Source organism: Serratia sp. PAMC26656 (genome assembly GCF_016469055.2).
Classification (GTDB): domain Bacteria; phylum Pseudomonadota; class Gammaproteobacteria; order Enterobacterales; family Enterobacteriaceae; genus Serratia; species Serratia plymuthica.
In genome coordinates this window covers 288,192-301,041 of the sequence record NZ_CP150486.1, presented here as the reverse complement: position 1 = coordinate 301,041, position 12,850 = coordinate 288,192, and the positions used below count along the sequence as shown (strand labels likewise).

The following is a 12,850-nucleotide window of genomic DNA, read 5'->3' as shown; positions in this document are numbered from 1 at the left end:
AGCAGACTATTAAGTCTCGCTTGCCTGTTTGGCATTGCCTGACAAGAACTCTTTCTCATAAGCCAACGCTTTTTTACTGTCGAACTGATGTTCCCATTTGGCAATGACCAGTACCGCCAGCGCATTACCCACTACGTTCAAAGCGGTGCGCGCCATATCCAGGATACGGTCGACGCCGGCAATAAACGCCAGCCCTTCCAGCGGAATACCGACGCTACCCAAGGTCGCCAGCAACACCACAAACGAAACGCCGGGTACGCCTGCGATCCCCTTGGACGTGACCATAAGCGTCACCACCAGCACGATTTCCTGGCCTAAAGACAACTCAATCCCGTACAACTGCGCAATAAAGATGGCGGCAATGCTCTGGTACAGCGTGGAACCGTCCAGATTAAAGGAGTAACCGGTGGGCACCACAAAGCTGGTGATCGCCTTCGGTGCACCGTAGGCTTCCATCTTTTCAATAATGCGTGGCAGCACGGTTTCCGAACTGGCGGTGGAATAAGCCAGGATCAGTTCGTCCTTCAGGATACGGATTAGCGTCCAGATACGCAGGTTGCATAAGCGGGCGACCACGCCCAGCACCACCAGAGCGAAAAAGGCGATGGCGAAGTACACCAATAACACCAATTTGGCGAGCGGCAACAGCGAAGCGAAACCAAAGTTGGCTACCGTCACGGAGATCAGACCAAATACCCCAATTGGCGCATAACGCATGATCATATGGGTGACTTTGAACATGCTTTCGGAAACGGCTTTAAACACCTTCAGCAGCGGTTCTTTGGTTTCTTTCGGCAATGACGACAGGCCAAGGCCAAACAGCACCGAGAAGAAGATAATCGGCAGCATGTCGCCTTTGGCCATGGAGGCAAAGACGTTCGAAGGAATCAACGACAGAATGGTTCCCACCAAGCTATGCGAACCGCTTTGTACTTGCTCAGTGGTTTTTTCATATTGAGAGATATCGACCGCCGTCAGCGTCGACATATCGATACCGTGACCGGGTTGAAAAACATTAGCCAACGTCAACCCCACCACAATGGCAACAGTGGTAATCACTTCGAAATAAATAATGGTTTTCAATCCGAGGCGGCCTAACTTTTTCGCATCACCGACTCCGGCGATACCTACCACCAACGTAGAAATAACGATCGGCACGACAATCATCTTAATCAGGCGAATAAAAATATCACCCGCAGGACTAAGAACATTACTGACAAGCCACTCGCGTGACTCCGTCTGATTATGAAGTACCGCACCGACGATAATACCTAACACCAGCGCTATCAGGATTTGCCAAGCAAGGCTAATTTTTACACTTTTCATACCCAAAGAGTCCTCAAAAGACTCCTTTCAACGTATTTAATTGCAACACGAAGAAAAGAATAATTAATCATTTAATACGGGCTTATGTTCATTACAAGAAGGCGTCCACCTGCCCTTAGCGTGACGCTGCTTAAATCAGTACCATTTGAGCGACCTTGTCTGCAACCCTTGTTTTATCAGGCTTGCGCGCTGAATCGAATCATAAAAATTATTCACCTCAGTTTCACATAGCATAATTACTTGTTATTAAAAACATAATTTTGTGTGTCGTAAATCACACATTAATCCGATCGTTCAATTTTCACCCATTATAAAAATGCGTTATTTTTCGCAGAATCTGCATATTTAGTCCGCTAACTATGTTTATATTATGTTGCATAAAGGTTTTTAAAATGAAAACAAAAAAACATTTCGCCTGGTAATTATTTTGTTGATATTTTTCGCTGGAAACACAAATGAGAATTATTCTTCTAAGTGAGTATTCATAAAAATATTTATCAAACACGGCAAAGCCCAGACAGGTTTATTAAGCCAAGAGTAGTGATAATAACCACACTATTAATAGCAGCAGGTATATTAATAGCCAACATACGTATAAATGATTTAGCAGAAATTAATACACAAGGTTTTATATTCGCTATGATCTATAGGAAGTGCATTTAGTCTGGGATTGGTTATTCTTTTTGGTTCTTTAGATAGCGTTTTCTGACAAAAACTACCTATTTAACCGAATTTTTCCGCCAAGTAGATAGATACACAGCGCAAATGAGACAGAACTATTACAAATCAATATCTTTGTTGCGTGATCTGCCGCGCAAAAAAGAAACAAAGAATCATAGCAAACTATACTTAACCTTCAGTTGACATATCATTAACAACTTCAAGGAGAAAAGCTATGAGCCAAGTGCATAAACACGCTATTCCTTCTGCAATTGCAGAACACGCCCTGATTAACCCAGAACAATACCAACAATATTATCAACAGTCTGTCCAAGACCCAGAGACTTTCTGGGGCGAGCAAGGAAAGATCCTGGACTGGATCAAACCTTATAGCCGGGTAAAAAACACGTCGTTCGACCCGGGCCATATCAGTATCCGCTGGTTTGAAGACGGCACTCTGAACCTGGCGACCAACTGTCTCGATCGCCATCTGGCCGAACGCGGTGACCAGACCGCCATTATCTGGGAAGGTGACGACCCCACCCAGTCGAAACAGGTGACCTACAAACAGCTGCATCACGATGTCTGCCAGTTCGCCAACGTACTGAAAAAGTTGGGCGTCAAAAAAGGCGACGTCGTGGCTATCTATATGCCCATGGTGCCGGAAGCCGCGGTCGCCATGCTGGCCTGTGCACGTATCGGTGCGGTGCACTCGGTAATCTTTGGCGGTTTCTCGCCAGAGGCGGTCGCCGGCCGCATTATCGACTCCAATTCCAAGCTGGTTATCACCGCTGACGAAGGCCTGCGCGCCGGGCGCGCCGTACCGCTGAAAAAGAACGTCGACGACGCGCTGAAAAATCCTGGCGTGAAAAGCATCACCAACGTGGTCGTTTTCCAACGCACCGGCAAGCCGGGTTATTGGCAGGAAGGCCGTGATTTATGGTGGCATGAACTGACCAACGGCGTTTCCGCCGACTGTCCACCGGAAGAAATGAATGCGGAAGACCCGTTGTTTATCCTTTATACCTCCGGATCGACCGGCAAACCCAAGGGCGTGCTGCACACCACCGGTGGCTATCTGGTGTATGCCGCCATGACCTTCAAGTACGTCTTCGACTACCACGACGGTGACGTGTACTGGTGTACGGCCGACGTCGGCTGGGTTACAGGCCACAGCTATCTGCTCTACGGCCCGCTGGCCTGCGGCGCCATCACCCTGATGTTCGAAGGCGTGCCGAACTATCCTGGCGTCAACCGCCTGTCACAGGTGATTGATAAGCATCAGGTCAATATCTTGTATACCGCCCCCACCGCCATTCGTGCGCTGATGGCCGAAGGCGATAAAGCGATTGAAGGCACCAAACGCGATTCACTGCGCATCATGGGTTCGGTCGGGGAGCCGATCAACCCGGAAGCCTGGGAGTGGTATTACAACAAAATCGGTAACGGCAAATGCCCGATCGTCGACACCTGGTGGCAGACCGAAACCGGCGGCTTTATGATCACCCCGCTGCCGGGTGCAACCGAGTTGAAAGCCGGCTCTGCCACGCGCCCGTTCTTCGGCGTGCAGCCTGCCTTGGTCGATAACATCGGCACACCGCAGGAAGGTGCCTGCGAAGGCAATTTGGTGATCACCGATTCCTGGCCAGGCCAGGCTCGTACGCTGTTTGGCGATCACGATCGCTTTGAGCAGACTTACTTCTCAACCTTTAAGGGGATGTATTTCAGCGGTGACGGCGCACGCCGCGATGAAGATGGATATTACTGGATCACAGGTCGCGTCGATGACGTGCTGAACGTTTCCGGGCACCGTCTGGGTACCGCAGAAATCGAGTCTGCGCTGGTCTCGCATCCGAAAATCGCCGAAGCGGCGGTAGTCGGTATTCCGCATAACATTAAAGGTCAGGCAATTTATGCCTATATCACGCTGAATCATGGCGAAGAACCTTCTCCCGAACTCTATACCGAAGTTCGTAACTGGGTACGCAAGGAAATAGGGCCGATCGCTACGCCGGACGTGCTGCACTGGACAGACTCTCTGCCTAAAACGCGTTCAGGTAAGATCATGCGTCGCATCCTGCGCAAAATCGCTGCGGGTGACACCAGTAATCTCGGGGACACCTCAACCCTGGCGGACCCGGCCGTAGTAGACAAGCTGTTGGAAGAAAAACAATCCATGAAAGTACCGTCGTAATTTCCGCCGTCTCCGGCCGTTCATCAGGAAATCACCCGATGGACGGCTGTCTGCGCGGCGTTCTCGATCAATACCTACTGGAGACGCACTGATGAATGACACCATTTATCAAAGGATTGAGGAAAACCCGCGTTTTAAAGAGCTGGTACGAAAACGTGGCCGTTTCGCCTGGCTGCTTTCGTTGATTACGCTGGTGCTTTACGTTAGCTTTATTTTACTGATCGCTTTCGATCCGCAGTGGCTTGGCACGCCGATCGCCGCCGGATCGACCATCACCCGTGGGATCCCGGTAGGTGTGGGCCTGATCGTTATTTCTTTCGTACTGACCGGGATCTACGTATTCCGCGCCAATGGCGAGTTCGATCGCCTGACTGCAGAAATCCTGCGTGAGGTGCAGAAATGAAGCGTTTATTGTCCGCCGTAACTCTGCTGGCTCTGCCGGGGTTGGCCTTTGCCGATGCCATTAGCGGTGAAGTACACCGCCAGCCGTTGAATATTCAGGCGATCGTCATGTTCGTGTTGTTTGTCGGCGCCACGTTGTATATCACCTATTGGGCCTCCAAGCGCACCCGCTCGCGCCAGGACTACTACACCGCAGGGGGGAAAATCACCGGCCTGCAGAACGGTCTTGCCATCGCCGGTGACTTTATGTCGGCGGCTTCTTTCCTGGGTATTTCCGCACTGGTGTATACCTCTGGCTATGACGGGCTGATTTACTCTATCGGCTTTTTGATCGGCTGGCCGATCATTCTGTTCCTGATTGCCGAACGCCTGCGTAACCTTGGCCGCTATACTTTCGCTGACGTAGCCTCTTATCGTCTGAAGCAAAAACCGATCCGCACACTCTCTGCCTGCGGTTCATTGGTGGTGGTCGCGCTGTATCTGATTGCTCAGATGGTCGGGGCCGGCAAGTTGATCCAGTTATTGTTCGGGTTGAACTACCACGTGGCGGTGATTTTAGTCGGTATTTTGATGGTGTTGTACGTGCTGTTCGGCGGCATGCTGGCCACGACCTGGGTACAAATTATCAAAGCGGTGCTGCTGCTGGCCGGTGCAAGCTTTATGGCTCTGATGGTGATGAAATCAGTCAACTTTGACTTCAACACCCTGTTCGCCGAAGCCGTAAAAGTGCATCCGAAGGGTATCGCCATTATGAGCCCGGGTGGTTTGGTCTCCGATCCTATTTCGGCGCTTTCCCTGGGGCTGGCGCTGATGTTCGGTACCGCCGGGTTGCCGCATATTCTGATGCGCTTCTTTACCGTGAGTGACGCCAAGGAAGCGCGTAAGAGCGTGTTCTATGCCACTGGTTTTATCGGCTACTTCTATATCCTGACCTTTATTATCGGTTTTGGCGCTATTTTGCTGGTCAGCCCTAACCCGGCATTCAAAGATGCCACCGGTGCGCTGCTGGGCGGCACCAATATGGCGGCAGTGCATTTAGCCAATGCAGTTGGCGGGAACTTCTTCCTTGGCTTTATCTCGGCAGTGGCCTTTGCCACCATCCTTGCGGTGGTTGCCGGCCTGACGCTGGCAGGGGCATCTGCGGTATCTCACGACCTGTACGCTAGCGTAGTTAAAGATGGCAAGGCGACCGAACGTGATGAGCTGCGGGTTTCCAAAATCACGGTAGTGATCCTGGGGATCGTGGCAATCGCGCTGGGAATTTTGTTTGAGAAGCAGAATATCGCCTTTATGGTAGGACTGGCCTTCTCTATCGCTGCCAGCTGTAACTTCCCGATTATCATTCTTTCAATGTACTGGTCACGCCTGACAACCCGTGGAGCGATGATCGGCGGCTGGCTGGGCTTGCTGACCGCAGTGATCCTGATGATCCTGGGCCCGACGATTTGGGTGCAGATCCTTGGCCATGAAAAACCGATCTACCCTTATGAATATCCGGCGCTGTTCTCCATGCTGGTGGCGTTTGTGGGTACCTGGCTGTTCTCAGTCACCGACAGTTCGCTAGCCGGGCAGCAGGAACGCGAACGCTTCCGCTCTCAGTTTGTACGTTCGCAAACCGGATTGGGCATCTCTCAGGGTAGCTCGCATTAACCGAATAATAAGTGAAAAAATGCAAACACCCCCTAATCAAAGGCCCTTCGGGGCCTTTTCTCGTTCTGTCAGTTGTAAATAATCTTTGAAGGTTCATCGCTGATATCGGGGTTTTTCATTCGAATAACAAGAATCAAGATAGATGCTCTGAACAATACAAGAGACAGAATCATGAAACAGCCTATGGCCTTACTATTGCTGGCCTTTGCCGGCAACGCACTGGCAACCCCGCTTATCGAACCACTGCAATTGATTAGCGACCACACCCTGCCGGCCGCACAGTTGCAGGCGCAGGTACTTGCCGCCAAACGCTACGACAGCTTCTGGAATACCGGCGATGAAGCGCTGGCAAAACAGGCGCTGGCCAGCGACTTTACCGATATGACCTTACCCGCAGGCAGAATACAGGGCATCCGCGGCGCGTTGCAGGCCTCGAAAACCTTCCGCCAAGCCATCCCGGATTTGCGTTGTGAGGTAGCGCAAATGATTGTCACCGGCGATCGCGTCGTGGCGCATTTGCACTTTAGCGGGCATTTTACCGGCCGTTTTCAGGGTAAACAGGGAAAGGGACAACCCATTGATTTTATTGCGACAGATATCTATCAGATCAAACAAGGTTCAATAACCGCCAATTGGCATATTGAGGATAATATGACGTTATTACAGCAGTTGGGGATCGTGGAAATGTAGCTTATTGAGGCGCAGCGTAGCTGCGCCCGGTATTTCCTGACCGCAAAGCAAAAAGCCCCATGCTTTCGCATGAGGCTTTCGACTTGGTTTGATGCCTGGCAGTGTCCTACTCTCGCATGGGGAGACCCCACACTACCATCGGCGCTACGGCGTTTCACTTCTGAGTTCGGCATGGGGTCAGGTGGGACCACCGCGCTATTGCCGCCAGGCAAATTCTGTTTCATTCCAACCGCTTCACTCTCGTGTCGCCATTGAAACCAATCTCGGAACTTCGCTGAAAATCTACACTAATCTCTCTAAAACACCTTCGGTGTTGTAAGGTTAAGCCTCACGGATCATTAGTACTGGTTAGCTCAATGCATCGCTGCACTTACACACCCAGCCTATCAACGTCTTAGTCTTAAACGTTCCTTCAGGGGCCTTAAAGGCCCAGGGAAGACTCATCTCGAGGCAAGTTTCGCGCTTAGATGCTTTCAGCGCTTATCTTTTCCGCACTTAGCTACCGGGCAATGCCATTGGCATGACAACCCGAACACCAGTGGTGCGTTCACTCCGGTCCTCTCGTACTAGGAGCAACCCCTCTCAATCTTCCAACGCCCACGGCAGATAGGGACCGAACTGTCTCACGACGTTCTAAACCCAGCTCGCGTACCACTTTAAATGGCGAACAGCCATACCCTTGGGACCTACTTCAGCCCCAGGATGTGATGAGCCGACATCGAGGTGCCAAACACCGCCGTCGATATGAACTCTTGGGCGGTATCAGCCTGTTATCCCCGGAGTACCTTTTATCCGTTGAGCGATGGCCCTTCCATTCAGAACCACCGGATCACTAAGACCTACTTTCGTACCTGCTCGAGCCGTCACTCTCGCAGTCAAGCTAGCTTATGCCTTTGCACTAACCTCACGATGTCCGACCGTGATTAGCTAACCTTCGTGCTCCTCCGTTACTCTTTGGGAGGAGACCGCCCCAGTCAAACTACCCACCAGACACTGTCCTCACCCCGGATCACGGGGCCGAGTTAGAACATCAAACATTAAAGGGTGGTATTTCAAGGTTGGCTCCACGCAGACTGGCGTCCACGCTTCAAAGCCTCCCACCTATCCTACACATCAAGGCTCAATGTTCAGTGTCAAGCTATAGTAAAGGTTCACGGGGTCTTTCCGTCTTGCCGCGGGTACACTGCATCTTCACAGCGAGTTCAATTTCACTGAGTCTCGGGTGGAGACAGCCTGGCCATCATTACGCCATTCGTGCAGGTCGGAACTTACCCGACAAGGAATTTCGCTACCTTAGGACCGTTATAGTTACGGCCGCCGTTTACTGGGGCTTCGATCAAGAGCTTCGCCTTGCGGCTGACCCCATCAATTAACCTTCCAGCACCGGGCAGGCGTCACACCGTATACGTCCACTTTCGTGTTTGCACAGTGCTGTGTTTTTATTAAACAGTTGCAGCCAGCTGGTATCTGCGACTGGCTTCGGCTCCAAGAGCAAGTCTCTTCACCTACGCGCCAGCGTGCCTTCTCCCGAAGTTACGGCACCATTTTGCCTAGTTCCTTCACCCGAGTTCTCTCAAGCGCCTTGGTATTCTCTACCTGACCACCTGTGTCGGTTTGGGGTACGATTCTGTGTTACCTGATGCTTAGAGGCTTTTCCTGGAAGCTTGGCATCAACTACTTCTGCACCGTAGTGCATCGTCATCACGCCTCAGGGTTGAATAAGAGAACGGATTTACCAATTCTCTCCCCCTACACGCTTAAACCGGGACAACCGTCGCCCGGCTAGCCTAGCCTTCTCCGTCCCCCCTTCGCAGTAACACCGAGTACAGGAATATTAACCTGTTTCCCATCGACTACGCCTTTCGGCCTCGCCTTAGGGGTCGACTCACCCTGCCCCGATTAACGTTGGACAGGAACCCTTGGTCTTCCGGCGAGCGGGTTTTTCACCCGCTTTATCGTTACTTATGTCAGCATTCGCACTTCTGATACCTCCAGCAACCCTCACAGGCCACCTTCAACGGCTTACAGAACGCTCCCCTACCCAACAACGCCTAAGCGTCGCTGCCGCAGCTTCGGTGCATGGTTTAGCCCCGTTACATCTTCCGCGCAGGCCGACTCGACCAGTGAGCTATTACGCTTTCTTTAAATGATGGCTGCTTCTAAGCCAACATCCTGGCTGTCTATGCCTTCCCACATCGTTTCCCACTTAACCATGACTTTGGGACCTTAGCTGGCGGTCTGGGTTGTTTCCCTCTTCACGACGGACGTTAGCACCCGCCGTGTGTCTCCCGTGATAACATTCTTCGGTATTCGGAGTTTGCATCGGTTTGGTAAGCCGGGATGGCCCCCTAGCCGAAACAGTGCTCTACCCCCGAAGATGAGTTCACGAGGCGCTACCTAAATAGCTTTCGGGGAGAACCAGCTATCTCCCGGTTTGATTGGCCTTTCACCCCCAGCCACAAGTCATCCGCTAATTTTTCAACATTAGTCGGTTCGGTCCTCCAGTTAGTGTTACCCAACCTTCAACCTGCCCATGGCTAGATCACCGGGTTTCGGGTCTATACCTTGCAACTATTCGCCCAGTTAAGACTCGGTTTCCCTACGGCTCCCCTATACGGTTAACCTTGCTACAAAATATAAGTCGCTGACCCATTATACAAAAGGTACGCAGTCACCCAACAAAGTAGGCTCCCACTGCTTGTACGTACACGGTTTCAGGTTCTATTTCACTCCCCTCGCCGGGGTTCTTTTCGCCTTTCCCTCACGGTACTGGTTCACTATCGGTCAGTCAGGAGTATTTAGCCTTGGAGGATGGTCCCCCCATATTCAGACAGGATGTCACGTGTCCCGCCCTACTCATCGAACTCACAGAATGTGCATTTTAGTGTACGGGACTATCACCCTTTACTGTGCGACTTTCCAGACGCTTCCACTAACACACAAACTGATTCAGGTTCTGGGCTGTTCCCCGTTCGCTCGCCGCTACTGGGGGAATCTCGGTTGATTTCTTTTCCTCGGGGTACTTAGATGTTTCAGTTCCCCCGGTTCGCCTCATACGACTATGTATTCATCGTATGATAGTGCAACGGATTGCACTGGGTTTCCCCATTCGGGTATTGCCGGTTATAACGGTTCATATCACCTTACCGACACTTTTCGCAGATTAGCACGCCCTTCATCGCCTCTGACTGCCTAGGCATCCACCGTGTACGCTTAGTCACTTAACCTCACAACCCGAAGGTGTTTCTGTAAACAGAAAACACTGTCGTGCTGTTTATTTGAGAGACTCTATGACAGGTTACTCCTTACCCCAATACATCTACGGAGGGATAAGTTTCAGCTGTCATGTTTCAATTTTCAGCTTGTTCCAGATTGTTAAAGAGCAATATCTTAAACGTGACTCTTACGAATCAGTTTTAAGATTTTTTGATATGGTGGAGCTAAGCGGGATCGAACCGCTGACCTCCTGCGTGCAAGGCAGGCGCTCTCCCAGCTGAGCTATAGCCCCATATCAGAAAAGCATTTTTACACCCTGTCTACTACCTTCGCCAATTCGCTTCTCGTCAAAGCGAAGGCTTACAACGTTTACTGACGTAAACATGTGAGTCGACAACGCAGGATAGGAGGGAATTGGTGGGTCTGAGTGGACTTGAACCACCGACCTCACCCTTATCAGGGGTGCGCTCTAACCACCTGAGCTACAGACCCGACAAGGTGCTTTAAGACTTAACCGATAAGATTAAGCCTTATGCTCTCTTTCATTTCATCAGACAATCTGTGTGAGCACGCCACTCGAATCAATATCATTAGGTAAGGAGGTGATCCAACCGCAGGTTCCCCTACGGTTACCTTGTTACGACTTCACCCCAGTCATGAATCACAAAGTGGTAAGCGCCCTCCCGAAGGTTAAGCTACCTACTTCTTTTGCAACCCACTCCCATGGTGTGACGGGCGGTGTGTACAAGGCCCGGGAACGTATTCACCGTAGCATTCTGATCTACGATTACTAGCGATTCCGACTTCATGGAGTCGAGTTGCAGACTCCAATCCGGACTACGACGTACTTTATGAGGTCCGCTTGCTCTCGCGAGTTCGCTTCTCTTTGTATACGCCATTGTAGCACGTGTGTAGCCCTACTCGTAAGGGCCATGATGACTTGACGTCATCCCCACCTTCCTCCGGTTTATCACCGGCAGTCTCCTTTGAGTTCCCGACCGAATCGCTGGCAACAAAGGATAAGGGTTGCGCTCGTTGCGGGACTTAACCCAACATTTCACAACACGAGCTGACGACAGCCATGCAGCACCTGTCTCAGAGTTCCCGAAGGCACTAAGCTATCTCTAGCGAATTCTCTGGATGTCAAGAGTAGGTAAGGTTCTTCGCGTTGCATCGAATTAAACCACATGCTCCACCGCTTGTGCGGGCCCCCGTCAATTCATTTGAGTTTTAACCTTGCGGCCGTACTCCCCAGGCGGTCGATTTAACGCGTTAGCTCCGGAAGCCACGCCTCAAGGGCACAACCTCCAAATCGACATCGTTTACAGCGTGGACTACCAGGGTATCTAATCCTGTTTGCTCCCCACGCTTTCGCACCTGAGCGTCAGTCTTTGTCCAGGGGGCCGCCTTCGCCACCGGTATTCCTCCAGATCTCTACGCATTTCACCGCTACACCTGGAATTCTACCCCCCTCTACAAGACTCTAGCTTGCCAGTTTCAAATGCAGTTCCCACGTTAAGCGCGGGGATTTCACATCTGACTTAACAAACCGCCTGCGTGCGCTTTACGCCCAGTAATTCCGATTAACGCTTGCACCCTCCGTATTACCGCGGCTGCTGGCACGGAGTTAGCCGGTGCTTCTTCTGCGAGTAACGTCAATGCAATGTGCTATTAACACATTACCCTTCCTCCTCGCTGAAAGTGCTTTACAACCCTAAGGCCTTCTTCACACACGCGGCATGGCTGCATCAGGCTTGCGCCCATTGTGCAATATTCCCCACTGCTGCCTCCCGTAGGAGTCTGGACCGTGTCTCAGTTCCAGTGTGGCTGGTCATCCTCTCAGACCAGCTAGGGATCGTCGCCTAGGTGAGCCATTACCCCACCTACTAGCTAATCCCATCTGGGCACATCTGATGGCGTGAGGCCCGAAGGTCCCCCACTTTGGTCCGTAGACGTTATGCGGTATTAGCTACCGTTTCCAGTAGTTATCCCCCTCCATCAGGCAGTTTCCCAGACATTACTCACCCGTCCGCCGCTCGTCACCCAGAGAGCAAGCTCTCCTGTGCTACCGCTCGACTTGCATGTGTTAGGCCTGCCGCCAGCGTTCAATCTGAGCCATGATCAAACTCTTCAATTTAAAAGTTCGATTTGCTTCAACTCGTGAAGCGATGCTCAAAGGTTACTAAATGAATTTTACTTCAGTAGTCACTCTTCAAGACTTGATATTTTTTCGTACCCGAAGGTACTGGATATCGTCTTGTGGAGTGCCCACACAGATTGTCTGATAAATTGTTAAAGAGCAGTGAGTTAGCTGCCGTAGCTTGCTATCTCGAGGTGGCGTATATTACGCTTTCCTCTTTCAGAGTCAACCCCAATTTTCAGGATTTTTTCTCTTCGAACCCCGGAGACTCTGTGAAGTTGTTCACATGTTCCGTGTCGATGGAGGCGCATTATAGGGAGTTCCTCGCAGGCCGCAACAGGTATTTTCGTCAAAAACGATCGTTTGCTGCATTCCACAGCAAAACCCGTCTTTATACCCTGTTGTGCACAACTTTATCCACAGAACCCATTTGCGCGGAAAATTTACGAGCACCGCGCAAACGTTTTCGCTACAATTCCTCGCGACGAAACGCTCCCTCTTTTATAAGGTCGTTACCTGAATCTGTGCCCGATTGCTCCTCTATAGAGAGAAAATCCTTTCCTTATAGAGAG

At 51.2% G+C, this 12,850-nt stretch carries 5 protein-coding genes, 2 tRNA genes and 3 rRNA genes; 4 read left to right on the top strand and 6 right to left on the bottom strand.

The genetic code is table 11. The features are described from left to right. Nucleotides 1–9: 9 nt before the first annotated feature. Nucleotides 10–1,326, bottom strand: coding sequence for a glutamate/aspartate:proton symporter GltP (gene gltP, locus JEM67_RS01895; protein WP_013811147.1), 1,317 nt, complete (start codon nt 1,324–1,326; stop codon nt 10–12). 895 nt (nt 1,327–2,221) lie between these two features. Here gltP and acs point away from each other — a divergent pair. The 4 genes from acs to JEM67_RS01875 all read left to right on the top strand — a co-directional run bounded on the left by acs (nt 2,222) and on the right by JEM67_RS01875 (nt 6,922). Next, nucleotides 2,222–4,180 (top strand): acetate--CoA ligase, encoded by a 1,959-nt coding sequence (gene acs / locus JEM67_RS01890; protein WP_199638743.1) that lies wholly within the window; start codon nt 2,222–2,224, stop codon nt 4,178–4,180. Between the two features lie 91 nt (nt 4,181–4,271). Continuing rightward, the gene (locus JEM67_RS01885) at nt 4,272–4,583 is read left to right on the top strand and encodes a DUF485 domain-containing protein (RefSeq protein ID WP_013811145.1); all 312 of its coding nucleotides are present in this window, start codon (nt 4,272–4,274) and stop codon (nt 4,581–4,583) included. After that, the gene (actP, locus tag JEM67_RS01880) at nt 4,580–6,232 is read left to right on the top strand and encodes a cation/acetate symporter ActP (RefSeq protein WP_199638741.1); all 1,653 of its coding nucleotides are present in this window, start codon (nt 4,580–4,582) and stop codon (nt 6,230–6,232) included. The genes JEM67_RS01885 and actP overlap by 4 nt, the downstream gene beginning before the upstream one ends. A 171-nt stretch (nt 6,233–6,403) precedes the next feature. After that, the gene (locus JEM67_RS01875; RefSeq protein WP_199638739.1) at nt 6,404–6,922 is read left to right on the top strand and encodes an ester cyclase; all 519 of its coding nucleotides are present in this window, start codon (nt 6,404–6,406) and stop codon (nt 6,920–6,922) included. Nucleotides 6,923–7,015: 93 nt separating this feature from the next. Here JEM67_RS01875 and rrf read toward each other — a convergent pair. The 5 genes from rrf to JEM67_RS01850 form a co-directional block, all read right to left on the bottom strand. After that, a 5S ribosomal RNA gene (gene rrf / locus JEM67_RS01870) occupies nt 7,016–7,131 on the bottom strand. Between the two features lie 108 nt (nt 7,132–7,239). Beyond that, a 23S ribosomal RNA gene (locus JEM67_RS01865) occupies nt 7,240–10,149 on the bottom strand. Nucleotides 10,150–10,354: 205 nt separating this feature from the next. After that, nucleotides 10,355–10,430: transfer RNA gene (locus tag JEM67_RS01860), tRNA-Ala, on the bottom strand. A 123-nt stretch (nt 10,431–10,553) separates the two neighbouring features. Then, a tRNA-Ile gene (locus tag JEM67_RS01855) sits at nt 10,554–10,630 on the bottom strand. Nucleotides 10,631–10,733: 103 nt separating this feature from the next. Then, a 16S ribosomal RNA gene (locus tag JEM67_RS01850) occupies nt 10,734–12,275 on the bottom strand. The 16S, 23S and 5S rRNA genes sit together here with 2 tRNA genes alongside, the layout of an rRNA operon. Nucleotides 12,276–12,850: the final 575 nt, after the last annotated feature.